This window comes from Streptomyces sp. NPDC058459 (assembly GCF_042721685.1).
GTDB lineage: Bacteria > Actinomycetota > Actinomycetes > Streptomycetales > Streptomycetaceae > Streptomyces.
In genome coordinates this window covers 1-24,765 of record NZ_JBHXLV010000092.1, presented here as the reverse complement: position 1 = coordinate 24,765, position 24,765 = coordinate 1, and the positions used below count along the sequence as shown (strand labels likewise).

Genomic DNA, 24,765 nt, shown 5'->3' with positions numbered 1-24,765 from the left:
GACATGGGGTGCGGGACGGACGAAGTAGTCTTGAGCCCATGCCTGAACGCCGTACCGTCGCACTAGTCACTCTCGGCTGCGCCCGTAACGAGGTGGACTCGGAGGAGCTCGCAGGCCGTTTGGAGGCGGACGGCTGGCAGCTCGTCGAGGACGCCGCGGACGCCGATGTCGCCGTCGTCAACACCTGTGGCTTCGTCGAGGCCGCCAAGAAGGACTCGGTCGACGCCCTCCTGGAGGCCAACGACCTCAAGGACCACGGCAGAACCCAGGCCGTCGTGGCGGTGGGCTGCATGGCCGAGCGGTACGGCAAGGAGCTGGCCCAGGCGCTGCCCGAGGCCGACGGTGTGCTCGGCTTCGACGACTACGCCGACATCTCCGACCGCCTCCGGACCATCCTGTCCGGTGGTGTCCACGCCGCCCACACCCCGCGCGACCGCCGCAAGCTGCTGCCGGTCAGCCCGGTCGAGCGCCAGGAGTCCGCCGCCGCCGTCGCCCTGCCCGGCCACGGCCCCACCGACCTCCCCGACGGCCTCGCGCCCGCCTCCGGGCCGCGCGCGCCCCTGCGCCGCCGGCTGGGCGACTCCCCGGTCGCCTCGGTCAAGCTCGCCTCCGGCTGCGACCGGCGCTGCTCCTTCTGCGCCATCCCGTCCTTCCGCGGCTCCTTCATCTCCCGCCGCCCCAGCGATGTGCTCAACGAGACCCGCTGGCTGGCCGGGCAGGGTGTGAAGGAGGTCATGCTCGTCTCCGAGAACAACACCTCCTACGGCAAGGACCTGGGCGACATCCGCCTGCTGGAGTCCCTGCTGCCCGAACTGGCCGAGGTCGACGGCATCGAGCGGGTGCGCGTCAGTTACCTCCAGCCGGCCGAGATGCGGCCCGGCCTGATCGACGTGCTGACCTCCACCCCGAAGGTCGTGCCCTACTTCGACCTGTCCTTCCAGCACTCCGCGCCGAACGTGCTGCGCGCCATGCGCCGCTTCGGTGACACCGACCGCTTCCTGGAGCTGCTGCACACCATCCGCGGCAAGGCTCCCGAGGCCGGCGTCCGCTCCAACTTCATCGTCGGCTTCCCCGGCGAGACCGAGGCCGACCTCGCCGAGCTGGAGCGCTTCCTGACCGGCGCCCGCCTCGACGCCATCGGTGTCTTCGGCTACTCCGACGAGGAGGGCACGGAGGCGGCCACCTACGACACCAAGCTCGACGAGGACGTGGTCGCCGAGCGCCTCGCCCACATCTCCCGGCTCGCCGAGGAACTCGTCTCGCAGCGCGCCGAGGAGCGCCTCGGGGAAACCGTGCGCGTCCTGGTCGAGTCCGTCGACGGCGAGGACGGGGTGTACGGCCGCGCCGCGCACCAGGCCCCGGAGACGGACGGCCAGGTGCTGCTCACGAGCGGCGAGGGTCTCGCCGTGGGACGTATCGTCGAGGCCAAGGTGGTCGGCACCGAGGGGGTCGACCTGGTGGCCGAGCCGCTCCCGGGCTCGTCGGTGTGTAGCGAGGAGGCGGCCAGATGACCGGAGTCCCGGCATCCGCCTCGGGCGGCTCCTCCGGCGCGCGCGGCGCGACCGGCCAGGCCGTCGACGGTGCTCCGGAGGTCTCCGACCCGGCCGCCGCGCTGGAGGCGCGGCACCCGCGCGGCGGCAAGCTGGCCGCGGCTGCCGTCAACCAGGCCAGCGTCTGGAACGTCGCCAATCTGCTCACCATGCTCCGGTTGCTCCTCGTGCCGGGTTTCGTGGCGCTGATGCTGGCGGACGGCGGCTACGACCCCGCCTGGCGCTCGTTCGCCTGGGCGGCCTTCGCCGTCGCCATGATCACCGACCTGTTCGACGGACATCTGGCACGCACCTACAACCTGGTCACCGACTTCGGGAAGATCGCCGACCCGATAGCGGACAAGGCGATCATGGGCGCGGCGCTCATCTGCCTGTCCTTTCTGGGCGACCTCCCCTGGTGGGTGACGGTCGTCATCCTGGGCCGGGAACTCGGCGTCACCCTGCTGCGTTTCGTGGTCATCCGGTACGGCGTGATCCCGGCCAGCCGGGGCGGCAAGCTGAAGACGCTCGTTCAGGGCGTGGCCGTCGGCATGTACGTGCTCGCGCTGACCGGCTGGCTGGCCACCCTCAGGTTCTGGGTGATGGCCGCGGCGGTGGTCCTCACGGTCGTCACCGGTCTCGACTATGTGAGACAGGCCATGGTGCTGCGCCGCCGGGGAATCGCGGAGCGGGCTGCCGTGTTGGAAGAGCGAGAAGCGTGAACCCCACGGCCACCGAGCTGGTGCGGCTACTCAAAGTGAACGGCGAGACCCTCGCCGTCGCCGAATCGCTAACCGGTGGTCTGGTCGCTGCCGAGATCACCTCGGTCCCCGGCGCCTCCCAGGTGTTCCGGGGTTCGGTCACCGCCTACGCCACCGAACTGAAGCACCGGCTACTCGGTGTCGACGCCGGGCTGCTGGCCCGCTCCGGCGCGGTGGACCCGCAGGTCGCGGCCCAGATGGCGGCCGGTGTCCGCGAGGTTCTCGGCGCCGACTGGGGCATCGCGACCACCGGGGTTGCCGGCCCCGGCCCACAGGACGGACAACCGGTCGGCACGGTGTACGTGGCCGTCGCCGGACCCCTCCGGCACGGCCCGGTTTCCGCCCCCGGCGGAAAAGTGGAGGCCCTGCGGTTGAACGGCTGCCGTACGGAAATTCGTATGGAGAGTGTACGCAGCGTACTCGCACTGCTTCTGAGGGAGCTCGCGGGCGAACAGACCGGAAATGAGCGGGCACAGGATACGGAACGGAACGGGGGAGTCTGATGTTTGCAGCCCTGAGTGAACACGACATCGCTCCCCGCACGGCCGCGGCGCGAGGCGGTACGGTGGGGCGTGAAGGATGCGGCTACGCGGTCCGAGGAGGGAGCCACCGATGATTCTGCTCCGTCGCCTGCTGGGTGACGTGCTGCGTCGGCAGCGCCAGCGCCAGGGCCGTACTCTGCGCGAAGTCTCCTCGTCCGCCCGAGTCTCGCTCGGCTATCTCTCCGAGGTGGAGCGGGGGCAGAAGGAGGCTTCCTCCGAGCTGCTCTCCGCGATCTGCGACGCGCTGGACGTACGGATGTCGGAGCTCATGCGTGAGGTGAGTGACGAACTGGCACTCGCCGAGCTGGCCCAGTCCGCCGCCGCCACCGATGGCGTACCGGCGCCGGTCCGGCCGATGCTCGGTTCCGTTTCGGTGACCGGTGTGAAACCGGAACGGGTGACCATCAAGGCACCCGCCGAAGCGGTGGCAGCCGCGTGAGCTGCGCGCACGTGGCCTAGCGACCCCGATCGACACGAGCCCCGGCCGGGTCTCCCTGAACCTTTCAGGTGAGGCGCGGCCGGGGCTTTCGCATGCCCGGCGCCGGTCGCTCCCCGCTGGTTTGCTCCGTTTGCCGGTGTCAGGCCGCCCGGTCATGGTGAGAGGGTCCTGAAGCTCGCCGGCCCCGGCGGGCCGGGCTTCCGCCCGGAGCCGCTCCGGTGAGCCCTTGAGTGCGCCTTCCGCAGGTGGCGGGCGGTGTTCTAGCTTCCCGGCTGGAGGTGGCGACGCATGGACGGGCGAATAGTGCGCTGGGGGGCAGGACTGGGGTTCGGCGCGGTGTGGTGGTGGGCGGTGCTGCGGCTGGCCCTGGGGGACGGCGCGGGGGTGCTGGAGGGGTCCGTGGTGCTCGGCGGGTGGGGGCTGGGGGTGCTGCCGGTCCACTGTGCCGCCAAGGAGCGGGCCGAGGGGGCCGTGCGGACGGGGCGGTGGCGGGAGGCTTGGCGGGTCACGGGGGACGGCGGGGGCGCGGAGCCGGGAACGGGTGTTGGAGTCACTCGTTCGGGTGAATCGGGGGCGGGGTGAGCGGGGGGCCGCTTCTGGTGAGCCGGGGGTTGTGGCTCGGGTGATCCTCGGTGCCGTCGTTTCGGTGCGTGGTTTCGGCCCGGTGGAATCGGCGCGCGGGGCGGCGGGTGTGGTGCGTGGTGCGTGGTCAGTGTGCGGGGGCAGCGGGTAGGGCGTGTGGCCAGTGCGCGGGGGCAGCGTGTAAGGCGTGTGGTCAGCGTGTGGGGCGCGGGTAGCGTTCTCGCCAGCGCTGGGCGGTGCCGGGGGCGGGGGTGGGGCCGCTCTGGCAGGTGGGGCACCAGTAGGTGGGGCGGTCCTGGACTCCGTCGCCCTGGTCGGCCACGCGTACCCGGGTGCGGCAGCGCAGACAGGGGCGGGAGGCGCGGCCGTAGACGTACAGGTCGTTCCGGTGCAGTCCGGTGGTCTGGCGGATCGGGCGGGCCCGGTTGACCTCCAGCAGGCGCTGGGCGACGCCGGGGAGCTGGGCGGCGCGGTCCGGGGGGAGGGAGCCCACGGGGAGCCAGGGGGTCACGCCGAGCAGGAAGCACAGCTCGCTCTTGTAGACGTTGCCGATGCCGGCGAGATTGCGCTGGTCGAGCAGGGCTTCGCCGAGGGGGCGGCCGGGATCGGCGTACAGGTTGGTGAGGGCGCGCTCCGGGTTCCAGTCGGGGCCGAGGAGGTCGGGGCCCAGGTGGCCGACGACGCGCTCCTCGTCCTCGGTGGGGAGCAGCTCCAGCACCGAGAGGCGGTAGCCGACGGCCATGCGGTCGCCGGCGCCCAGGACGACACGGATCTGGTGTCCGGCGCCGCCCCGCCAGCGCTCGTCCGGGCCGTACACCTTCCAGGCGCCCTCCATCCGGAGATGTGTGTGGAGGGTGAGGCCGCCCTCGAAGCGGGTGAGCAGGTGTTTACCGCGTGGGGCGGTGTTCAGCACCGTGCGGCCGGTCAGGTCGGCCACCGCGTACTGGGGCACCCTGAAGTCGCTGTGGGTCAGCACCCGGCCCGCGAGCGCGTCATGCAGCCGCTTCGCGGTCTGCCACACCGTGTCACCTTCGGGCATGGGTCCAGGGTGCCACGGCGCGGGCAGGGGCGGCTCCGCTCCGGTGCGGTCGGGCTCAGGTGCGCAGGCGCAGACCGCGCGGGGTCGCTATGAAGCCGGCGCCCTCCAGCAGGGTGCCCAGGGGCGAGGTCAGGGCGGCGACGCCGTTGATCCGCTCGACGGTGACCGTGCCCAGGGAGCCCGCGCGGGCGGCCGCAGCCAGGGTCTCCGCGGCGGCGCGCAGGCGGGGGTCGTCGGTCGCGGTGCCGTCCGGGTCGGCGGACCAGGCCAGCAGCGACTTGCCGCCGCGCTCCATGTAGAGGGTCAGCTCGCCCTCCACCAGGACGACCAGCGAGCCGGCCTTGCGGCCCGGTTTGTGTCCGGCGCCGGTGGGCGACTCCGGCCAGGGCAGGGCCGCGCCGTACGCGTTGGCGGGGTCGGCGGCGGCGAGGACCACCGCCTTGGAGTCGGGGGCGGTGTCCCGGGTGCGCGGGCCGTAGCCACGGCTCATCGGGGAGCCGTAGCCCCCGCCGCCGCGCGGGCCGCCCTGGCCGGGGGAGCCGTACGGGTCCGGGATGGCCGCCGGGCCGAAGGGGCGCGGGAGACCGCCGTCGTCACCGTTCCGCGGCGGCCGGGCGAAGTCGCCGTCGAGGCCCGGGTGACCGAAGCCGCCGGAAGACGGGTCGAAGGCGTCGGACGCGGTGTGGCCGTCGCCGGGGAAGGGCGGGAGAGCGCCGGCGGCCGCCGGGGTGGGGGCGGGCACGACACGCTCGCCCCGGTCGCGGGCGTTGGACACCGCGCGGAGCCGGTCCACGGCGCCGTCCATGGCGAACTGCGCGGCGCCCAGCCCCTCGACCACATAGCCGCGCCGTGCCTGGCCGCTCTCCTCGAACACGGACAGCACCCGGTACACCGCCGAGAAGCCGCCCTCGACACCCTCCGCGCCCACGGCGCCGCGCGTCACCACACCGTGCCGGTCCAGCAGGGCGCGCGCTCGCGCGTGCGCGCGCACGGTGGCGTCCGGCTCGGGCACCGGCAGCAGCGACCAGCGGCCGCCCACGGTCGGTGGTCCGGACCGGGACGCGGCACGGGCCGCGGCGGTCAGGGAGCCGTAACGCCCGCGCGGGACATTGCGTTTGGCGCGGTGGGCTGTCGAACCCGCTGTACGGCCCGAACCCAGCAGGGCGCGCATCGGCGCCAGGGTGTCGTTGGTGAGCCGGCCCGACCAGGCCAGGTCCCACAGGGCGTCGGCCAGGTGGGCGTCGCTCGCCTCGGGGTGGGTGGTGGCGCGGACCTGGTCGGCGATCTGGCGGAAGAACAGGCCGTACCCGCCGGACAGCGTGTCCAGGATCGACTGGTGAAGGGGGCTCAGCTCCAGGGGACTGGGGGGCGGCAGCAGCAGGGGTGCGGTGTCCGCGAGGTACAGCGACACCCAGCCGTCCTTGCCGGGCAGGGAGCCCGCCCCGGCCCACACGATCTCGCCGGCGGCGGTGAGTTCGTCCAGCATCGACGGCTTGTAGTCCGCCACGCGGGAGGGCAGGACCAGCTTTTCCAGCGCGGAGGCGGGCACCGAGGCGCCCTGCAACTGCTCGATGGCGCGCACCAGTCCATCGGTGCCGCGCAGCGTGTGACCCTTGCCGATGTGCTGCCACTGGGGCAGGAACTGGGCCAGCGCGGCGGGCGGCACCGGCTCCAGTTCGTGCCGCAGCGCGGCCAGCGAACGGCGGCGCAGCCGGCGCAGCACCGCCGCGTCGCACCACTCCCGGCCGATGCCCGCCGGATGGAACTCTCCCTGGACGACCCGGCCGCTGCCGGCCAGCCGCTGAAGGGCGCCCTCGGTGACCGCGACGCCCAGGCCGAAGCGGGCGGCGACGGTCGTCGAGGTGAAGGGGCCGTGGGTGCGGGCGTAGCGCGCGAAGAGGTCGCCGAGCGGGTCCTTGACCGGCTCGGTGAACGCCTCGGGGACGCCCACCGGCAGCGCGGTGCCGAGCGCGTCGCGCAGGCGGCCCGCGTCCTCGATCGCCGCCCAGTGGTCCTCGCCCGCGACCCGCACCCTGATGACGCGCCGGGCGGCGGCCAGCTCCCGCGCCCACTCCGGTTCGGCGCCCCGCTCGGCCAGTTCGGCGTCGGTCAGCGGGCCCAGCAGCCGGAGCAGGTCCGCGACGCTCTCCGGGTCCTTGGCGCGGCGGTCCTCGGTGAGCCACTGGAGTTCGCGCTCCAGCTCGGTCAGCACCTCGGCGTCGAGCAGTTCCCGCAGCTCCGCCTGGCCCAGCAGCTCGGCCAGCAGCCGGGAGTCCAGGGAGAGGGCGGCGGCACGGCGCTCGGCGAGCGGGGAATCGCCCTCGTAGAGGAACTGCGCGACGTAACCGAACAGCAGGGAGCGGGCGAACGGGGACGGTCCGGGGGTGGTGACCTCGACCAGGCTGACCTTGCGGGACTCGATGTCGCCCATCAGCTCGACCAGGCCGGGCACGTCGAACACGTCCTGGAGGCATTCGCGGATGGCCTCCAGGACGATCGGGAACGACCCGAACTCGCTCGCCACCTCCAGCAGTTGCGCGGCGCGCTGGCGCTGCTGCCACAGCGGGGTGCGCTTGCCCGGGCTGCGGCGCGGCAGCAGGAGCGCGCGGGCGGCGCACTCCCGGAAGCGGGAGGCGAACAGGGCCGAGCCGCCCACCTGGTCGGTGACGACCTGGTCGACGTCGCCCTTGTCGAAGACGACGTCGGCGGCGCCTACCGGGGACTGCTCGCCGTCGTACTCCGTACCGCCCTTGCCGGGGCTCTGGTCCAGCAGGTCCAGGCTCATCAGGTCGGCGTCGGGCAGGCGCAGCACGATGCCGTCGTCGGCGTGCATGACCTGCGCGTCCATGCCGTACCGCTCGGAGAGGCGGGCGCCGAGCGCCAGCGCCCACGGGGCGTGCACCTGGGCGCCGAAGGGGGAGTGGACCACGACCCGCCAGTCGCCCAGTTCGTCGCGGAAGCGCTCCACGACGATGGTGCGGTCGTCCGGGACGTGTCCGCACGCCTCGCGCTGCTCGGCCAGGTAGGAGAGGACGTTGTCCGCCGCCCACGCGTCCAGCCCCGCGGTGAGCAGGCGCAGCCGGGCGTCCTCCTCGGACAGTGCACCGACCTCGCGCAGGAACGCGCCGAGCGCGCGGCCCAGTTCGAGCGGGCGCCCCAGCTGGTCACCCTTCCAGAACGGCAGCCGGCCCGGTACGCCCGGCGCGGGGGAGACCAGGACCCGGTCGCGGGTGATGTCCTCGATGCGCCAGGAACTCGTGCCCAGCGTGAAGACGTCGCCCACGCGGGACTCGTACACCATCTCCTCGTCCAGCTCGCCTACCCGGCCGCCGCCCTTCTTCGGGTCGGACCCGGCGAGGAACACCCCGAAAAGGCCCCGGTCGGGGATCGTGCCGCCGGAGGTGACGGCGAGCCGCTGGGCGCCCGGCCTGCCGGTGACGGTGCCGGCCACGCGGTCCCACACCACGCGGGGGCGCAGTTCCGCGAACGCGTCCGACGGGTAGCGGCCGGCCAGCATGTCCAGGGTCGCGGTGAACGCGGACTCGGGGAGCGAGGCGAAGGGTGCCGCGCGGCGGACCGTGGCCAGCAGGTCGTCGAACTGCCAGGTGTCCAGCGCCGTCATGGCGACGAGCTGCTGGGCCAGTACGTCCAGCGGGTTCGACGGCACCCGCAGCGACTCGATCCCGCCCGAGCGCATCCGCTCGGTGACCACGGCCGCCTGCACCAGGTCGCCCCGGTACTTGGGGAAGACCACACCGGTGGAGACGGCGCCCACCTGGTGTCCCGCGCGGCCCACGCGCTGCAGGCCGGAGGCGACCGAGGGCGGGGACTCGACCTGGACGACCAGGTCGACGGCGCCCATGTCGATACCCAGCTCCAGGCTGGAGGTGGCCACCACGGCGGGCAGCCGTCCGGCCTTCAGGTCCTCCTCGACCAGCGACCGCTGCTCCTTGGAGACCGAGCCGTGGTGCGCGCGGGCGATCACCTGCGGGGCGCCCTGGGCCGCGCCCGAGCCGCCCATCAGCTCGGCCGGCGCATGGTGCTCGTCCAGCTTCTCGCCGGTCGCGCGCTCGTGGGCGATCTCGTTCAGCCGGTTGCACAGCCGCTCCGCCAGGCGGCGGGAGTTGGCGAACACGATGGTCGAGCGGTGCGACTGGACCAGGTCGGCGATCTTCTCCTCGACGTGCGGCCAGATCGAGGGCTTCTCCGCCTTGTCGTCGCCGTCGGCCGCCGGGGAGCCGCCCAGCTCGCCCATGTCCTCGACGGGCACGACCACCGACAGGTCGAACTCCTTGCCCGACTCCGGCTGGACGATCTCCACCTTGCCCCGGGGCGACAGATAGCGGGCCACCTCGTCCACCGGCCGCACGGTCGCCGACAGGCCGATCCGGCGCGCGGGCTTCGGCAGCAGCTCGTCCAGCCGCTCCAGGGACAGCGCGAGATGCGCGCCGCGCTTGGTGCCCGCGACGGCGTGCACCTCGTCCAGGATCACGGTCTCGATGCCGGTTAGCGCGTCCCGCGCGGACGAGGTCAGCATCAGGAACAGCGACTCGGGGGTGGTGATTAGGATGTCCGGCGGGCGGGTGACCAGCGCGCGGCGCTCGGCGGGCGGGGTGTCGCCGGAGCGGATGCCCACCTTCACCTCGGGCTCGGGCAGGCCCAGGCGCACCGACTCCTGGCGGATACCGGTCAGCGGACTGCGCAGGTTGCGCTCCACGTCGACCGCGAGCGCCTTCAGCGGGGACACGTAGAGCACCCGGCAGCGCTTCTTCGGGTCGGCCGGGGGCGGGGTGGAGGCAAGCTGGTCCAGGGCGGCGAGGAAGGCGGCCAGCGTCTTGCCGGAGCCGGTCGGCGCCACCACCAGCGCGTCCGCCCCTTCGTTGATGGCCTGCCACGCGCCCGCCTGGGCCTCGGTGGGCGCGTGGAACGCCCCCGTGAACCATTCGCGGGTCGCGGGGGAGAAGCCGTCGAGGGCCGGGTGGGCGGAACTGACCATGCCTCCATCCTGCACCCGCCCACTGACAATCGGGCTGACCTGTGCAAACAGGGCGGATCAGGGCATGTCGCGACCGGCGGGCGTGGCCGACAATGGGCGTATGGCGGGTACAGGCGAGCGGGCACGGCACTGGCGGTACGCGGAACTGCCCGGGGTCGACCTGCTCCGCGCCCGCTACATCCGCAAGACCTTCGTCCGCCACACCCACGAGAACTTCGTGATCGCGGCCATCGTGGACGGCGTCGAGGTCTTCCATCACCGGGGTTCCGAGGTGTCCGTGGGCGCGGGCGCCCTCGCGCTGGTCAACCCGGACACCCCGCACACCGGCCGCGCGGGCGTCCCCGAGGGCTGGCGGTACGGGGCGGTGTACCCGTCACCCGAGGTGGTGGCCCGGATAGCGGCCGAGACGACCACCATCCGGGGTACGCCCGGCTTCGCCGCGCCGATGGTGGACGACCCGTACACCGTGCGCCTGGTCCACCAGGTGCTGCGCGCCGCGGAGGAGGGCAACGCGCTGGCCGCCGACACCCTGCTGAGCGTGGCCGTGACCCGGCTGCTGCGGCTCAACGGCGGCCCGCTGCCCGAGCGCCCGGCCCGCTCGGCCGGCACCGGGCTAGCCGCACGCGCGCGTGCGGTGCTGGAGGAGCGGATGGCGGCGCCGCCCAGCCTGGAGAGCCTCGCCACCGACCTCGGCACCGGCCGCTTCGCCCTGCTGCGGGCCTTCCGGGACGCCTACGGTATGCCCCCGCACACCTGGCTCACCGACGCGCGCGTGCGCCGCGCCCGGCTCCTGCTGGACTCCGGCACCTCGCCCGCCGAGGCCGCCGCGCTGGTCGGCTTCACCGACCAGCCCCACCTCAACCGCCACTTCACCCGGATCGTCGGCGTGCCTCCCGGGGCCTACCAGCGCGAACACGAGAACGTGGGCGGGCGCGACGACCTGGCAGGGCGCGACGACCTCGGCGGGCGCAACAACGTACAAGACCTCGCCGGGCGGGCCGCCGTAGCGTCCGGGGTGTGGCACAGCGACAGACAACACGCGCGGACAGAGTCGCCGAGGACGTGGGGAGACCGGCCGGCGCCGTCGTACGGGACGCCCTGGGGGTCGGCGTCGCCGTAGGGCTCTCCGGCTTCGCCTTCGGCATCACCTCGGCCGGCAGCGGACTCGGACTCCTTCAGACCTGCGCGCTCAGTCTCCTGGTCTTCACGGGCGCCTCCCAGTTCGCCCTCGTAGGGGCGCTCGCGGCCGGTGGCAGCCCGTTCACGGCCGCTGCGGGCGCGTTCTTCCTGGGCGTGCGCAACGCGTTCTACGGGCTGCGGCTCTCGCAGCTGCTCGCCCTCCCGCGCGCGTTGCGGCCGTTCGCCGCCCAATGGGTGATCGACGAGACAACCGCCGTCACCGTGGCCCAGCCGGACCGCCGCTCCGCGCGGCTCGGCTTCACCGTCACCGGGCTCAGCCTCTATGTGCTCTGGAACCTCACCACGCTGCTCGGCGCCCTCGGCGCGCGGGCCCTCGGGGACACCGACGCCTGGGGGCTGGACGCGGCCGGACCCGCCGTCTTCCTGGCGCTGCTCGCCCCCATGCTGACCACGTTCACCGAACGCGCGGTCGCTGCCCTGGCGATCGTCCTCGGCCTCGGCCTGCTGCCCGTACTGCCCGCCGGGGTGCCCGTCCTGGTGGCGGCTCTGGCGGCGCCGCTCGCCCTGTTCGTGCAGGGTGTGCGCGCCCGCTCCGCCCAGCTCAGGGACGTCCCGGAGGAGGACCGTTGAACACCTGGCTCGCCATCGGCGTCACCGCGCTCGGCTGCTATGCCGTCAAGCTCGCCGGTCTCCTCGTGCCCGCGAGCGCCGTGGAACGGCCCCTGGTCAAGAAGCTCGCCGCGCTGCTGCCCGTCGCCCTGCTGGCCGCGCTCACCGCCCAGCAGACCTTCGCCGACGGCCGCGCCCTCGTCCTGGACGCGCGGGCCGCGGGCGTCGCCGCGGCCGCCGTAGCGCTGCTGCTGCGTGCGCCGTTCCTGCTGGTCGTGGCGGTGGCCGTGGCGGTGACGGCGGGGGTACGCGCCCTGACCGGCTGAGCGCCCGGTCAGCCGACGTAACGGCCGTACGCCCTGAGGGTGCGCAGCGCGTCGATGGTCACCCCGGCCCGCGCCTCCAGCGCCGGCGCCGGTGCCCACCGGCGCCACCGGACCGGCCAACCGCCGTCCTCCTCCTGCCCGGCGGCGAGGAAGTCCAGCGAGCGCGCCATCTCCTCGTCCGTGAACCAGGCGCGCGCCAGGGACTCGGGGCTCCGCGCGAAGTCGTGCGCGAAGTGGTGCTCACCGGGCGCGTAACCGGGGGCGACGGGGTACGCGCCGGGAAGGTCCGGCTCCAGTGCCGCGAGCCGCTGTCCGCGCACCAGGCGGCCGAGCCGGTCGGCGGCTGCCTCCGCGCGGGCACGGTCGGGGGCGGCGTCCAGGAAGGCGACGGCGGCCTCGACCTCGTACGGATGCGACGCCTCAAGGGTGTCCACGGCCCGCCAGCAGAAGTCGGTGGCCCGGAACAGCCACGCGTGCCACACCTCGTTGCGGTGCAGCAGGCCCACCACAGGACCCGTCGCCAGCAGCTCGCTCGGCGGGTCGTCCACCACCGGCACGAAGGGCGCCGCCGGATAGCCGCGCTGGCTCGGACAGACCGCGGGCAGCGCGCCGTCCGCCGAGGACACCGAGGTCAGATAGCGGCCCACCCGCTCCACCCGCTGCCCGCCGCACCGCCCGACCGCGTCCAGCACGTGCAGCGCGCGTGCGGTGTGCAACGGCTGGCTCACCGGGCCGCGCAAGTCGGGCTCCAGGGCGTGACCGTAGCCGCCGTCCTCGTTGCGGTAGGCGTCCAGGGCCCTCTCCACCGCGTCGGCGCCGCCGTTCAGGAAGTGGTGTGCGAAGAGCCGCTGCTCCAGCACGCGCGCGGTGAGCCAGACGAAGCGCTCCGCACGGAGGAGGGGGGTGTGCGCCGGGGGCGCGGAGGGGAGCGAGAAAGCACCTGATTCGGCCATGGACCAGACCGTAGGGCCACCGGCGGCACCCGGGAACGGTCCCGGGCACTTGCGGCCCCCGAGGCGGGACACTTGAGGCACGAGGTTGACGGCCTCCTGCCCGCGCACGGCCCGCCGAACTGCGAGAATTCTCCGAGCCGGGGCTGTGGCCAGCACTGATGTGCGGAATCGAAAGTCCTCCACGTCCCGGCCTGTCCCGCTGGAACTCCCTTCGGACTCCCGAAACACGCGCCCCAGCGAATACGCGCCCCAACTCCTTCGGCGCGCATGACGCGGACGCACTCACCCGGACGACCGGGAGGAACTGGCATGGCCGGCGTGCCCCGACGCGAGGTGAGCGCGCCGTACGACGGCGGCTGGGGATGGCGCACCGCGAGGCTTCATTGACGGGGGCTCAGCGGGCTCCGGGCGAGCGAGGCGAGCAGGTGGTCCGGGCCGTCGTACACCGCGTCCGCGCCGGCCTTCGCGAGGTCTTCGCGGGGAAGCCCGCCGCAGAGGAGCCCCACGCAGGTGACCCCGGCGCTGCTGCCCGCCTGCATGTCCCACTCGGTGTCGCCTACGAAGACCGACCGCCGCGGGACGGCGCCGGCCAGCTCCAGAGCCCTCGCGACCGGCTCAGGAGCGGGCTTGCCCTCCGAGACGTCGTCGGCGCTCGCCATGCCGCAGATCGCCTCGTCGGCGTCGAGCGCGGTCCGCAGGGCGGACAGCTCCTGGCCGCCCGCCGACGTGGCCAGTACGACCTTCCAGCCGTCGTCCGCCAGGCGGCGCAGCAGTTGTCCGGCCTCCGGGAGGGCCTTCAGGCGCCCGAAGTACTGTCCGTACAGAGCCTTGTGCGCGCCGCTGAGCGCCTCCGCCTCCTCACGAGCCCGGTCGGCGCCGAGAAGATGGGCCACGAGATCGCTCGAACCGAGACCGATGGCCCGGTGGATCGCCTGCGTCGGCACGTCGTGCCCGGCCTGTCGCAGGGCCTCCCACCACGCCGTGACATGCAGGTAGTTGGTGTCCACAAGAGTGCCGTCCACATCGAACACGGCGGCGCGAGCAGCGCCTTCGCCGCCGTCCGTGGTCCTGTCGTCGGTGGGGCGCATGAAACGCACATCCTCTCCTCGCACCTGCTGTCCGGGTCACCCGCCCGGTGCCTGCTCGCGGCGGTCAGCGGCCCGGCATCCGCTGCCGGGTACCCGCTTTCCCCGGATGACCGCGTGATACCCGGCTCCTCGTACCGCCGGAGGTGTTCCTCGTCCTCGGTCTCAAGCTGCTCGGAAACGGCATCGGTACCGTCACCTCCTCACCGCTGTCCTGACGAGCAGTCATCGCTGCGAGACCGTGAGCCGGTCCCCGGGCTCGACGCGCGCCGCCGGGGCGACGGTGCCTACCCTTGAGGGACATCGCCGTGCCCATGGACCGAGCAGGTGACGGTTCGGCTCTCTGCCACACCGGAAGGCGATCCGCATGACCACCGAATTCGACGCTCCCGTGCTCGACACGCTCGCCGCCATGACGCTCGACTCCATCGAGCGCTGCCATATGGACGCGCGTTCGCTCGTCCTCGCCCGCATCGCCGCCCTGGTGGCGATGGACGCACCGGCCATCTCCTACCTGGCCCACGCCGATCCCGCTATCAAGGCCGACTTGACCGCCGACCAGTTGCAGGACCTCCTCATCGCCATCGCCCCCGTGGTGGGGACGGCGCGCGTCATGTCGGCCGCGAGCCACATCGCGGAGGCGTTCGGCGTCGCGATCGCGCTGGTCGCGAGTGACGCCGAGAACATGGCACGGGCCGAGGCCCACCCGCACCACGTGTCCTGAGCCCTCATCGGCCCACCGCCGCCTAGTCGTCCCGCAGGCGGCGCCAGACGCGGGTTCGGTGCAGCACATAGAGGGAGCCGCTCAGGACGATCGCCTGGAGGCCCACGGCGATCAGCCAGAACTCGTCGCGCGTCTCCAGCTTGTCGGTGAGGAAGGTGAAGTTCATGCCGAAGAACCCGGTCAGGAAGGACAGCGGCAGGAAGATCACCGACACGATGGCGAGCCGGTTGATCACGCCGTTCTGTTCGCCGGCCACGAGGGACGAATAGCTGGCGAACGCTCTGCGGGCCGCGTCCTGCAAGGACTCGATGACCGCGAGTACCGTACGGCTTGCCTGCTGGAACTCCCGAGCGAGCCGTTGCCGGTCTCGGGGGAAGTAGCGGGCCATCAGGCGCCGGGTGATGGTCTCGTCCACAGCCTGCACCCAGGGCAGCAGCGACTGGTGCAGCAGGGCTGAGCGGCGGCGCAACTGCGCCAGTCGGTAGATCTGTTCCGGGCGCCGCTCCTCGAACATGTCGTCCTCCAGTTTCTCCACCTCGAGCAGTGCCGCGACCGCGGCCCGCCGGAAGGTGCCCAGCGCCTCCTGGAGCATCAGGAAGAGGGAGGCCACGGAGTCGCGTGGCCTCTCCCGCCGCAGGTGCCCGATGATGTGATCGCCCGTGAGGGCCGGCGCCCGGTGCGCGGTGACCAGGTAGCGGTCGGTGGCCAGCACATGGACATGAGCGATCCGCTCGCCGTGTACCACCGGGACCACCAGGCCGAGCAGTTCACCGATGAACTCGGCGCGGACGGACTCCCGCGCACGGCCGAACCAGTCCAGCCCCTCCACCTCCAGCCCGAGCAGGCATGCCAGGGATTCGGCGTCTTCCGTGCTGTCGGACATGCCGCCGGACGTGTTGCCGGACGACAGGTCGATGTCGGCGAGGAGGAAGCGGGCGGTCTTCAGTCTGCTGCTCAACTCCGCGGGCTCCAGGGGTGCATAGGCCGCCTCCGGCGCCGACGCCGTCGTCACGATCATCGCCCCTCACCTTCGGTCGTGGCGTGAGGTCTCCGAGTGTCACCCGGGTCACAGGCGTTCGTGGCCATGCCACTCGCACCGACCTGGCACGGGCCCCCGAAGGGAGGAACTCGCCGCCGTCGTCCACGGCGGGCACGAGGACGACGGCTCTGAGATGCGGTCCTGGGCACGTGCTGGATACGCTCGTCGAGTGGCGGGGCGCCTTGGACCCCCGCCGGTCGCGCGTCAACCGCGCGGCAGCGATGACAGCCGCAGAGCTGAGACCCACAGACTTCACCCCGTCACGGGAAGAAGGTTCGCGATGAGTTTCATCCACATGCGTATGGCCAAAGCCGCCGCGGCCGTTCTGGTGGCCGTCCCCTTCTCGGTCGGAGGTCTGGCGTCCCAGGGTCACGCGCAGGACACGTCCCCCAGCCCGTCCGGCACGTTCGGCCCGGGTTGCTCGACGCTCGCTCAGAAGACGGACACCGCGAAGGACAAGGTCGTCGAGGCCGCTGCCGCCTATCCGCAGCTCAGCCAGCTCGTCTCCGCTCTGGTCAGGGCGAACCTCAGCGACACGCTGGACGGGAAGTCCGACATCACCATCTTCGCCCCCGACCAGAAGGCCTTCCAGAACGTGACAGCGTCACAGCTGTCCTCCCTGCTCAGCAACCAGGGGGAGCTGAAGAAGGTGCTGGGCTACCACGTGGTGGACAAGAAGATCACCCCGGACCAGCTGTCCAAGGGCTCCTTCACGACGCTGGAGGGCAGCAAGCTGACGACGTCGGGCTCCGGGTCCGACTTCAAGGTCAACGACAAGGCGAACATCGTCTGCGGCAACATCAAGGCCGCGAACGCCACCATCTACGTCGTCGACGCCGTCCTCCAGCCCCCGTCCTGACTCCTGCCCGACGCCCGCCCGCGAGGCCGCGCCGCCATCATGGATGCTTGACGGCGGCGCGGGGAGGCGAACTCCCTGGAGGCCCCCGATGGTCATGATCGGGTGCGAGGGTGAGAAACGTGCGGGTCATAGCGGTGGTGGAGCGGAATTCATGCGGTTGACGGTCTTCTGGCAGCGGATGGCGGAACACTTCGGTTCGGGGTACGCCGACTCCTTCGCGCGCGATCACATCATGGCCGAGCTGGGCGGACGGACGGTGCACCAGGCGTTGGACGCCGGCTGGGACGCCAAGGACGTGTGGCGCGTGGTGTGCACCGTGATGGACGTGCCGGGGGACAAGCGCTGAGGGACGGACACGCGCTGAGTGGCGGTCGTCGCTGGGTGCCGGGGGCGGCCGTCCGGGAGACGGGGGCGTAGTACGCGGCTCGCGGGTCCCGTGATCGACGGACGGCCCGGCGGGTGTGTCGACGGCCACACACCGAGTCGGTCACCGAGGCCCTCACGGTCCGGGCTGTCGGTGGCATGGGTGAGACTTGGCCCGTGGCACGCATCGACGACATCGAGCCGACCGACCCGCCGACGGCACCTCCGGCAGGGGCGGCGGCCTCCGCTGACGGTACGCCGCCGCGCGAGCCCGCGGCCGGTGTCACCGACGCCCGGATGCCGCGCTGGCTGCCGCGCGCCATGGTGCTCGCGCTCACGCTGGTCGCCCTGTTCCAGCTGGGGAGCTGGGCCTTCCGCGAGCTGACCGGGCTCCTGCTCGACATCCTGATCGCGTTCTTCCTGGCCCTCGCCATCGAGCCCGCCGTGAGCCGTATGTCCGCGCGCGGGATGCGCCGGGGACTGGCCACCTTCCTGGTCTTCTTCGGCCTGGCCGTCGTCACAGCGGGCTTCTTCACCCTGCTCGGCTCGATGCTCGCGGGCCAGATCATCAAGATGATCGAGGGATTCCCCGAGTACCTCGACTCCGTCATCAACTGGGTCAACCAGACCTTCCACCTGGAGGTGCGCCGGGTCGACGTCCAGGAGGGCCTGCTGCACTCCGACTGGCTGCGCAAGTACGCGCAGAACAGCGCGGCAGGCGTCCTCGACGTGTCCGCGCAGGTGCTCGGCGGGCTCTTCCAGCTCCTCACCGTCGGCTTGTTCTCGTTCTACTTCGCCGCCGACGGCCCCAGGCTGCGCCGCGCCCTGTGCTCCGTGCTGCCGCCCGCCCGGCAGGCCGAGGTGCTGCGCGCCTGGGAGATCGCGGTCGACAAGACCGGCGGCTACATCTACTCGCGCGGCCTGATGGCGCTCATCTCCGGCCTCGCGCACTACATCCTGCTCCAGGCCCTCGGAGTGCCGTACGCGCCCGTGCTCGGCGTCTGGGTGGGCCTCGTCTCGCAGTTCATCCCGACCATCGGCACCTACCTCGCGGGTGCGCTGCCGATGCTGATCGCGTTCACCGTGGCGCCCTGGTACGCGGTGTGGGTGCTGGTCTTCGTCGTGATCTACCAGCAGTTCGAGAACTACGTGCTCCAGCCGAAGCTGACGTCCAAGACCGTCGACATCCACCCGGCCGTCGCCTTCGGCTCGGTCATAGTGGGCACCGCCCTGCTCGGCGCGGTGGGCGCCCTGATCGCCATCCCGGCGGTGGCCACGCTCCAGGCGTTCCTGGGGGCGTACGTGAAGCGGTACACCGTCACGGACGACCCGCGCGTGCACGGCCACCGACTGCGCCGCCAGGACCGCCCCGACACGTTCATACGGCTCCGGCTGGGGCGGCCGCGGGCTCCTGAGCGGGACTCCGAGGGGTCCGCCTAGCGGGTGTCCCGCTCGGCGCGGGCGCCGCGGTGGGCCGCCACTCGCTCCCGGGTGGCGCAGCGCCGGGAGCAGTAGCGGCGTGGCCGTCCGCTGCCCTGGGTGACGTTCACGTCGTCGCAGCTCGGTGAGGCGACCGGGCTGCTGGTCCCGGCCCTCGCCGGCGGGTGGACCGCCCAGCTCCCCCGGGCGGTGCCCGGCGGGCCGCCGGCGCGGGTGAACGCTTTCGACGCGATGACGTTCGGCGCGGCGGGCCTTGCCGGTCCGGCGCTGGCCGGGGGTGTGGCGGAGGCGCTGGGCGCGCCGGCCGCCGTGCTCGTCGCGGGGGTGCTCATCGGGCTGGCGGTACCGGCGGCCTGGCGGTTGCCCGGGGCGCCCGGCGGCCGGGAGGCGGGGGTGACGGTCGGCGACCTCGTCGCCGGAGCGCGGTTCGTCCTGGGCGATCCGGCGCTGGCGCGGGCGACCCTCACGTCGGCCGGGTGCTGCGTGGCGCAGGGCATGCTCACGGCCTGCGTGCCGTTGCTGGGTGAGCGGGCGCTGGGCGGGGCGGCCCGTGGCGCGATGCTGCTCTCCTGTGCGGCGGCATCCGGCCTGGCGGCCAACGCCGTGCTCGCGCGCAGGGCGGTGATGGCCCCGGATGCCGTCATCCGGACGAGTGCCCTGGTCCAGGCCGCCGCACTGGCTCTCGCGGCGTCGGGCCGGCCGGCCGTGCTCGTCGTGGCGGCGCTGCTTGCCGGTGCCGGTGAGGGACCGCAGCTGACGGCTCTGTTCACCGTCCGCCACCGGGAGTCCCCGGACCACCTGCGCGGCCGGATCAGCACCACCGGCGCCAGCTTGAAGACGACCGGGTTGGCCGTGGGCGCCGCCCTCGCCGGCCCGCTCGCGGGCCGCTCACTTTCGGGCACGCTGCTGCTGGCCTCGGGTGTCGCGGCCGCGGCCGGCCTGCGGGGTGCCCGCTCGGCGGAGCGGTGGTGAGTGCGGAGGTCGCGCGGCTCGTGGGTGGTCTTCGAGGCGCTTGACACAAAAATCGAACATACATTCTTATGGAAGTGCAGGCGAGGCCGGCACCGGGGACTTCGAGGTGTTTAGGGCATGAATGTCCCCCGGTTATCCACAGGCCGGACCGACGTCGGGACGCATTGTCAGTGGCAGGCGTTAGCGTCTTTGACGTGAAGCGATCGACTCAAGCAAACCGGGTGGAACCCATGGCAGGAACCGACCGCGAGAAGGCGCTGGACGCCGCACTCGCACAGATTGAACGACAATTCGGCAAGGGCGCCGTGATGCGCATGGGCGAGCGGTCGATGGAGCCCATCGAGGTCATCCCGACCGGCTCGACCGCTCTCGACGTGGCCCTCGGCGTCGGCGGACTGCCGCGCGGCCGCGTCGTGGAGATCTACGGCCCGGAGTCCTCCGGTAAGACGACCCTCACCCTGCACGCCGTGGCAAACGCCCAGAAGGCGGGCGGCCAGGTCGCCTTCGTGGACGCGGAGCACGCCCTCGACCCCGAGTACGCGAAGAAGCTCGGCGTCGACATCGACAACCTGATCCTCTCCCAGCCGGACAACGGCGAGCAGGCGCTGGAGATCGTGGACATGCTGGTCCGCTCCGGCGCGCTCGACCTCATCGTCATCGACTCCGTCGCCGCGCTCGTGCCGCGCGCGGAGATCGAGGGCGAGATGGGCGACAGCCACGTGGGTCTCCAGGCCCGCCTGATGAGCCAGGCCCTACGGAAGATCACCAGCGCGCTCAACCAGTCCAAGACGACCGCGATCTTCATCAACCAGCTCCGCGAGAAGATCGGTGTCATGTTCGGCTCGCCGGAGACCACCACCGGTGGCCGCGCGCTGAAGTTCTACGCCTCGGTGCGTATCGACATCCGCCGTATCGAGACCCTGAAGGACGGCACGGACGCGGTCGGCAACCGCACCCGCTGCAAGGTCGTCAAGAACAAGGTCGCCCCGCCCTTCAAGCAGGCCGAGTTCGACATCCTCTACGGTCACGGCATCAGCCGCGAGGGCGGTCTGATCGACATGGGCGTGGAGCACGGCTTCGTCCGCAAGGCCGGCGCCTGGTACACGTACGAGGGCGACCAGCTCGGCCAGGGCAAGGAGAACGCCCGCAACTTCCTCAAGGACAACCCCGACCTCGCTGACGAGATCGAGAAGAAGATCAAGGAGAAGCTGGGCGTCGGCGTGCGTCCCGAGAAGCCCTCCGCCGAGCCAGGCACGGACACCGCCGCAGTCACCGCCCCGGGCGCCGACGCCAAGCCCACGGACGCCAAGCCCACGGACGCCAAAGCCACGGACGTCAGGACGGCCCCCGCCCCGGTCAAGGCCACCAAGCCCAAGGCCGTCACTGCCAAGAGCTGACCCATGACGCGACGAACCGACTGGGCCGAGTACGACGACTCCGCGCCCGGTGCCCCACGAGGGAGGGGCATCGGGCGCGACCCGGACACCACCGCGCCCGGTGACGAGGCGTACGGGCACGAGGACAGCCCCCCGGAGCCAAGCCGGTCCGGGTGGGGCGGCACACGCTCGAAGGGGTCCCACGGGGGCTGCTCCTCCCGGCGCGGCCGCCGTCGGCGCGGCTTCGGGGAGGCGGCCGGCCCCGACGAGGACAGCTCCGGCTCGCCGGAGGCCGAGGCAGGGACGTCCGCCGCGGACACGGCCGAGCAGGCGCGGAACATCTGCCTGCGGCTGCTCACTGGAACCCCGCGCACCCGCAAACAGCTCGCGGACGGCCTGCGCAAGCGGGAGATCCCGGACGAGGTGGCCGAGGAGGTGCTGTCGCGGTTCGAGGAGGTCGGGCTCGTCGACGACAGCGCGTTCGCGGACGCCTGGGTGGAGTCACGGCACCACGGCCGGGGGCTGGCCCGCCGCGCCCTCGCCCGTGAACTGCGTACCAAGGGTGTCGACCCGGCGCTGATCGACGAGGCCGTGGGGCAGCTGGACTCCGAGCAGGAGGAAGCGACCGCCCGCGAGCTGGTGGACCGCAAGCTGAGAGCGACCCGCGGTCTCGACCGCGACAAACGGCTCCGCCGGCTCGCCGGGATGCTCGCCCGCAAGGGGTATCCCGAGGGCATGGCCCTCCGCGTCGTCCGCCAGGCGCTGGAGGAAGAGGGCGAGGACACGGAGTTCCTCGCGGCAGACGGTTACTGAAGACGGTTTCCGAGGGCGGACAGGAAGATCCGCTCAGGGCGCGGAGTCCCCGAGCGGACAGGGTCCTCAGGCCACCGGCTCCACCGGCAGCCCCGCCGCGCGCCACGCCTGGAAGCCGCCCACCAGGTCGGTGGCGCGACGCAGGCCCAGCTGGTGCAGGGAGGCCGCCGCCAGGCTGGACGCGTAGCCCTCGTTACAGATGATCACGACCCGCAGATCGTGTCCGGTGGCCTCCGGCACCCGGTGGCTGCCCTGTGGATCGAGCCGCCACTCCAGCTCGTTGCGCTCGATCACCAGGGCGCCGGGGATCAGCCCGTCCCGCTCCCGCAGGGCCGCGTACCGGATGTCGACCAGCAGGGCGTCACTGTCGCGCGCCGCGTCGTGCGCCGCTCGCGCCTCGATACGCCGGTAGCCGGAGCGGACCCGGTCCAGCAGCTCGTCTATTCCCACCGGTCGCAGTGCGTCGCCGTCGCCGCTCACTGCCAGTCCTCCGGCTGCTCGACCTGCTCCAGCCGGAGCACCTGGCCGCTGCGGCTGTAGCGGCGGATGCGCGGCAGCGGCGGGTAATAGGCGTGGACGGAGACGGCGTGCCGGTCGGGGGAGTCGTTGTAGACCTCGTGCACATGGTGCCGGCCGAACGCGCGGCCTTGGCCGGCGGTGAGACGGCGCTCGCGGTCGATGTCCTCGGTGAGTTCGAGGGTCCGCCAGCCGTCCGTGGGCAGCCGGGCGGCCAGCGAGTTCTCGCGCAGCTGGCCCGACGCGGTGAGGAAGGCGCCGACCGAGTCGGCGTGGTCGTGCCAGCCCGTGCCGGTACCGGGCGGCCAGCCGATCAGCCACGCCTCGCTGCCGCCCGGCCCCTCCAGCCGGAGCCAGGTACGGCCCTCGGGGTCGAGCGGGAGAGAGGCGATCAGCTCCGCGTCGGCGGCGGCGCGTCGGACGAAGCCGAGCAGTTCGGCCTGGCTGGGCGCGGCCGGCGTGGCGGCGGGGGAGGTGAGAGGGGAGACAGACACGTGCACCGTCCTGAAGAGGGTTCGCCGAACGGGCGCACGGCGGCGCCCGGAAAGGGGGATGCGAAGTCAGCAGGACGGGCGACACACGCAGCCCGCATAGCGGAGCAGGTCCATATGGACCCTCCGCCACAGGCGTACATGGGTGTCGGTCACGATCCGGAGTACAGCACGCCGCCGCACTCCGGTCAATCGCTCGTCATCATGTGGACAGCGCGGCGCGGCGCCGAGGTCAGCGGACCCCCGAGCCGGCCTCCGCCTCCTCCTTCACGGTGTCCTCCAGCGGCACCGCCCCGCCGAGCGCGGCCTCCGCCGCCGCGTACAGATCGGCGGGGCGGACCCCGCTGAGCACCGTGACCAGATGGCCGTCCGGACGCACGAGCAGCACGCTGTGCGCCGGGGCCCCCGGGTAGCTCTCCGCGACCAGCAGCTCGGCCCGGTGCGGCAGGGCGGTCACCGAGGCCGCCAGCCGGGGCATGACCCCGGCGGACATCCAGTGCTTGCGGTCCCACACCCCCGTACCCGGCGCGATCAGGACGACGAGCAGCGCGCCCCGGCCCAGCCGGTCGCGCAGCCGGACGAAGGAGCCGTCCTCGGCGGTGACCCGTATGTCGGTGACCGGGGCCCCCGGCTCGGTGTCGACCGGGATCTCGCCCTCCAGGTACCGGGGTGCGAGCGGCGAGCCGGCGTACGCCCCCGGCGCGCCGAGCGCCCCGCGCCCCAGATGACCGTCCGCCATCAGCGTGTCCTGGTTCCGGGCCGCGCCGGGCACGTAGCCGCGCAGCCCGCCCGTGCCGCGCAGCACCGGCAGCAGTTGGTCGGCCGCGCGCAGCCGGGCGGCGACCACCGAGCGCCGTTCGGCCTGGTAGCTGTCGAGCAGCGCCTCGTGCGGGCCGTGGTGCCAGACGACGGCCAGCTTCCAGGCGAGGTTGTCGGCGTCCCGCAGCCCCTCGTCCAGGCCCTGTGTGCCGAGCGCGCCCAGCAGATGGGCGGCGTCCCCGGCGAGGAACACCCGGCCGGAGCGCCAGCGGCGGGCCAGCCGGTGGTGGACGGCGTGCACACCGGTGTCGAGGAGGTCGTAGGCAGGTACCGCCCCGCCGGTCCAGCCCGCCAGGGTCTTGCGGACGTTGCTGACCAGGAACTCGGGTGTGATCAGGTCCTTGCCGGGAGGCAGCAGCCAGTCCAGGCGCCAGGCGCCGTCCGGGAGCGGTCGGGCACCGACCTCGTGGGAGGGATGCCCGGACGACCGCCATGGCGGCGTACGGTGCAGCAGCGCCTGCCCCTCCCACGGGAGTTCCACGCGCAGGGTGGCGACCGCGTGCCGTTCCACCGCGGTCCGGCCGGGGAAGCGGATGTCCAGGAGCTTGCGGACCGTGGAGCGGGGGCCGTCGCAGCCGACCAGACAGCTGCCCCGCCACCAGGTGCCCCGCGGGCCGCGCGTGTGCGCGGTGACACCGGAGCGCTCCTGCTCGACGGCGTCGAGACGGCTGTCCAGGGCGATCCGGACGAGGGGTTCGGCATCGGCGGCCGCGCGCAGGGCGGCGATGAGGACGTGCTGTTCGACGTGGAGCGGCGCGGGATCGCCGGCCGCGAAGGCGATCTCGCTCACCACCTGCCTGCGCCGCAGCGACCGCCAGCCGGTCCAGCGCAGCCCCAGCCGGCCGGCCGGGACCGAGGTCAGCCGCTCCAGAAGCGCCGCGGTGTCCTCGCGCAGGACGACGGTGCGCGCGGGCCGGGGCTCGTACTTCCCGCCGGTCTCGTCGAGGACGACGGACGGCACCTCCTGGCGGGCCAGCGCCAGGGCGAGCGTGAGCCCCACGGGCCCCGCTCCGACGATGATCACCGGGTCCACGGTGTGGCGCCCCCTGCCCGCGATGGCGTCCTGACGGCCGCGTATGAACACAAGTGTGGAGCAGGGTGAACGATCACGGAAAGTATGCAACCTACTGCGGCTGCTTGCGTCAAGTGACACCCTCGACGGCACGGCTGACTTCGCTTCAGCGTTGGCGCACTCCGGGCAGTACCGGCTCTTCCGGACTCCCAGCGGCGGCTTCCCCGGACCGGCCGGGGGACGACACCGGCCTGCCATGCGTCGCGGGCGGCGTGGAGCCGGTCGGCAAGTCGTCATCAAGCCCGTCCGGTGAACCGACCGCGCCGCCGGTGTCCCGCTC

The 24,765-nt window shown here is 72.8% G+C and carries 25 protein-coding genes; 15 read left to right on the top strand and 10 right to left on the bottom strand.

The annotated features are described in order from the left end of the window. Positions 1–38 precede the first annotated feature (38 nt). The 5 genes from rimO to ACFWN1_RS18645 all read left to right on the top strand — a co-directional run bounded on the left by rimO (position 39) and on the right by ACFWN1_RS18645 (position 3,853). The gene (gene rimO / locus ACFWN1_RS18665) at positions 39–1,511 is read left to right on the top strand and encodes a 30S ribosomal protein S12 methylthiotransferase RimO (RefSeq protein WP_384363158.1); all 1,473 of its coding nucleotides are present in this window, start codon (positions 39–41) and stop codon (positions 1,509–1,511) included. Then, positions 1,508–2,251 (top strand): CDP-diacylglycerol--glycerol-3-phosphate 3-phosphatidyltransferase, encoded by a 744-nt coding sequence (gene pgsA, locus ACFWN1_RS18660; protein WP_384363156.1) that lies wholly within the window; start codon positions 1,508–1,510, stop codon positions 2,249–2,251. Before rimO ends, pgsA begins: the two co-directional genes overlap by 4 nt. Further along, positions 2,248–2,793, top strand: a complete 546-nt coding sequence (locus tag ACFWN1_RS18655) for a CinA family protein (RefSeq protein ID WP_384363154.1) — start codon at positions 2,248–2,250, stop codon at positions 2,791–2,793. Before pgsA ends, ACFWN1_RS18655 begins: the two co-directional genes overlap by 4 nt. Before the next feature lie 109 nt (positions 2,794–2,902). Beyond that, positions 2,903–3,271 carry a helix-turn-helix domain-containing protein gene (locus tag ACFWN1_RS18650; RefSeq protein ID WP_384363152.1) on the top strand — a complete coding sequence of 123 codons (369 nt, stop codon included), beginning with the start codon at positions 2,903–2,905 and terminating at the stop codon, positions 3,269–3,271. 288 nt (positions 3,272–3,559) lie between these two features. Further along, positions 3,560–3,853 carry a hypothetical protein gene (locus ACFWN1_RS18645; RefSeq protein ID WP_384363150.1) on the top strand — a complete coding sequence of 98 codons (294 nt, stop codon included), beginning with the start codon at positions 3,560–3,562 and terminating at the stop codon, positions 3,851–3,853. Between the two features lie 193 nt (positions 3,854–4,046). Here ACFWN1_RS18645 and ACFWN1_RS18640 read toward each other — a convergent pair whose 3' ends face one another. Both ACFWN1_RS18640 and ACFWN1_RS18635 read right to left on the bottom strand, forming a co-directional pair. After that, entirely contained in the window at positions 4,047–4,892 is an 846-nt protein-coding gene (locus ACFWN1_RS18640; RefSeq protein ID WP_384363148.1) for an Fpg/Nei family DNA glycosylase, read from the bottom strand. 55 nt (positions 4,893–4,947) lie between these two features. Then, positions 4,948–9,888, bottom strand: coding sequence for an ATP-dependent helicase (locus tag ACFWN1_RS18635; RefSeq protein WP_384363146.1), 4,941 nt, complete (start codon positions 9,886–9,888; stop codon positions 4,948–4,950). A 100-nt stretch (positions 9,889–9,988) separates the two neighbouring features. Between ACFWN1_RS18635 and ACFWN1_RS18630 the strand changes: the two genes are divergently transcribed. The 3 genes from ACFWN1_RS18630 to ACFWN1_RS18620 are packed head-to-tail and all read left to right on the top strand — an operon-like array spanning position 9,989 to position 11,963. Further along, a complete protein-coding gene (locus ACFWN1_RS18630; protein ID WP_384363144.1) occupies positions 9,989–11,008 on the top strand; it encodes an AraC family transcriptional regulator in 1,020 nt (339 codons plus the stop codon). Next, complete coding sequence (locus tag ACFWN1_RS18625) at positions 10,906–11,658, top strand: AzlC family ABC transporter permease (protein WP_384363142.1); 753 nt, start codon at positions 10,906–10,908, stop codon at positions 11,656–11,658. The genes ACFWN1_RS18630 and ACFWN1_RS18625 overlap by 103 nt, the downstream gene beginning before the upstream one ends. Further along, the gene (locus ACFWN1_RS18620; RefSeq protein ID WP_361657124.1) at positions 11,655–11,963 is read left to right on the top strand and encodes an AzlD domain-containing protein; all 309 of its coding nucleotides are present in this window, start codon (positions 11,655–11,657) and stop codon (positions 11,961–11,963) included. Before ACFWN1_RS18625 ends, ACFWN1_RS18620 begins: the two co-directional genes overlap by 4 nt. Before the next feature lie 8 nt (positions 11,964–11,971). On the opposite strand, the gene ACFWN1_RS18615 is transcribed toward ACFWN1_RS18620, so the two are convergent. Together ACFWN1_RS18615 and ACFWN1_RS18610 are read right to left on the bottom strand one after the other, a co-directional pair. Continuing rightward, the gene (locus tag ACFWN1_RS18615) at positions 11,972–12,916 is read right to left on the bottom strand and encodes a hypothetical protein (RefSeq protein WP_384363140.1); all 945 of its coding nucleotides are present in this window, start codon (positions 12,914–12,916) and stop codon (positions 11,972–11,974) included. A gap of 380 nt (positions 12,917–13,296) precedes the next feature. Further along, positions 13,297–14,004 carry an HAD family hydrolase gene (locus ACFWN1_RS18610; protein ID WP_384363138.1) on the bottom strand — a complete coding sequence of 236 codons (708 nt, stop codon included), beginning with the start codon at positions 14,002–14,004 and terminating at the stop codon, positions 13,297–13,299. A gap of 364 nt (positions 14,005–14,368) precedes the next feature. Between ACFWN1_RS18610 and ACFWN1_RS18605 the strand changes: the two genes are divergently transcribed. Next, positions 14,369–14,725, top strand: a complete 357-nt coding sequence (locus ACFWN1_RS18605) for a carboxymuconolactone decarboxylase (RefSeq protein WP_384363136.1) — start codon at positions 14,369–14,371, stop codon at positions 14,723–14,725. 22 nt (positions 14,726–14,747) lie between these two features. Here ACFWN1_RS18605 and ACFWN1_RS18600 read toward each other — a convergent pair whose 3' ends face one another. Next, entirely contained in the window at positions 14,748–15,743 is a 996-nt protein-coding gene (locus ACFWN1_RS18600; protein ID WP_384363134.1) for a CorA family divalent cation transporter, read from the bottom strand. Positions 15,744–16,044: 301 nt separating this feature from the next. Here ACFWN1_RS18600 and ACFWN1_RS18595 point away from each other — a divergent pair, with 301 nt between their 5' ends. From ACFWN1_RS18595 to ACFWN1_RS18585, 3 genes are all read left to right on the top strand, one after another. Beyond that, the gene (locus tag ACFWN1_RS18595) at positions 16,045–16,623 is read left to right on the top strand and encodes a fasciclin domain-containing protein (protein ID WP_384363132.1); all 579 of its coding nucleotides are present in this window, start codon (positions 16,045–16,047) and stop codon (positions 16,621–16,623) included. Positions 16,624–16,774: 151 nt separating this feature from the next. Next, the gene (locus tag ACFWN1_RS18590) at positions 16,775–16,969 is read left to right on the top strand and encodes a DUF3046 domain-containing protein (RefSeq protein ID WP_384363130.1); all 195 of its coding nucleotides are present in this window, start codon (positions 16,775–16,777) and stop codon (positions 16,967–16,969) included. 314 nt (positions 16,970–17,283) lie between these two features. Then, positions 17,284–18,426 (top strand): AI-2E family transporter, encoded by a 1,143-nt coding sequence (locus tag ACFWN1_RS18585; protein ID WP_384363164.1) that lies wholly within the window; start codon positions 17,284–17,286, stop codon positions 18,424–18,426. Here ACFWN1_RS18585 and ACFWN1_RS18580 read toward each other — a convergent pair. Continuing rightward, a complete protein-coding gene (locus ACFWN1_RS18580; protein ID WP_384363128.1) occupies positions 18,423–18,536 on the bottom strand; it encodes a CGNR zinc finger domain-containing protein in 114 nt (37 codons plus the stop codon). The two genes, ACFWN1_RS18585 and ACFWN1_RS18580, sit on opposite strands and share 4 nt — an antisense overlap. Here ACFWN1_RS18580 and ACFWN1_RS18575 point away from each other — a divergent pair. The 3 genes from ACFWN1_RS18575 to recX all read left to right on the top strand — a co-directional run bounded on the left by ACFWN1_RS18575 (position 18,526) and on the right by recX (position 21,587). Beyond that, positions 18,526–19,398, top strand: coding sequence for an MFS transporter (locus ACFWN1_RS18575; RefSeq protein WP_384363126.1), 873 nt, complete (start codon positions 18,526–18,528; stop codon positions 19,396–19,398). The genes ACFWN1_RS18580 and ACFWN1_RS18575 overlap by 11 nt on opposite strands. 230 nt (positions 19,399–19,628) lie before the next feature. Continuing rightward, positions 19,629–20,795 carry a recombinase RecA gene (gene recA / locus ACFWN1_RS18570; RefSeq protein WP_384363124.1) on the top strand — a complete coding sequence of 389 codons (1,167 nt, stop codon included), beginning with the start codon at positions 19,629–19,631 and terminating at the stop codon, positions 20,793–20,795. Positions 20,796–20,798: 3 nt separating this feature from the next. Then, complete coding sequence (gene recX / locus ACFWN1_RS18565; RefSeq protein ID WP_384363122.1) at positions 20,799–21,587, top strand: recombination regulator RecX; 789 nt, start codon at positions 20,799–20,801, stop codon at positions 21,585–21,587. 66 nt (positions 21,588–21,653) lie between these two features. On the opposite strand, the gene ACFWN1_RS18560 is transcribed toward recX, so the two are convergent. The 4 genes from ACFWN1_RS18560 to ACFWN1_RS18545 all read right to left on the bottom strand — a co-directional run bounded on the left by ACFWN1_RS18560 (position 21,654) and on the right by ACFWN1_RS18545 (position 24,446). Continuing rightward, positions 21,654–22,073, bottom strand: a complete 420-nt coding sequence (locus ACFWN1_RS18560) for a rhodanese-like domain-containing protein (protein WP_384363162.1) — start codon at positions 22,071–22,073, stop codon at positions 21,654–21,656. After that, positions 22,064–22,597, bottom strand: coding sequence for a cysteine dioxygenase (locus ACFWN1_RS18555; protein ID WP_384363120.1), 534 nt, complete (start codon positions 22,595–22,597; stop codon positions 22,064–22,066). Before ACFWN1_RS18555 ends, ACFWN1_RS18560 begins: the two co-directional genes overlap by 10 nt. 66 nt (positions 22,598–22,663) lie before the next feature. Beyond that, positions 22,664–22,750 carry a putative leader peptide gene (locus tag ACFWN1_RS18550; RefSeq protein WP_343235428.1) on the bottom strand — a complete coding sequence of 29 codons (87 nt, stop codon included), beginning with the start codon at positions 22,748–22,750 and terminating at the stop codon, positions 22,664–22,666. Positions 22,751–22,826: 76 nt separating this feature from the next. Further along, positions 22,827–24,446, bottom strand: coding sequence for an FAD-dependent monooxygenase (locus ACFWN1_RS18545; protein ID WP_384363160.1), 1,620 nt, complete (start codon positions 24,444–24,446; stop codon positions 22,827–22,829). Between the last annotated feature and the right edge of the window lie 319 nt (positions 24,447–24,765).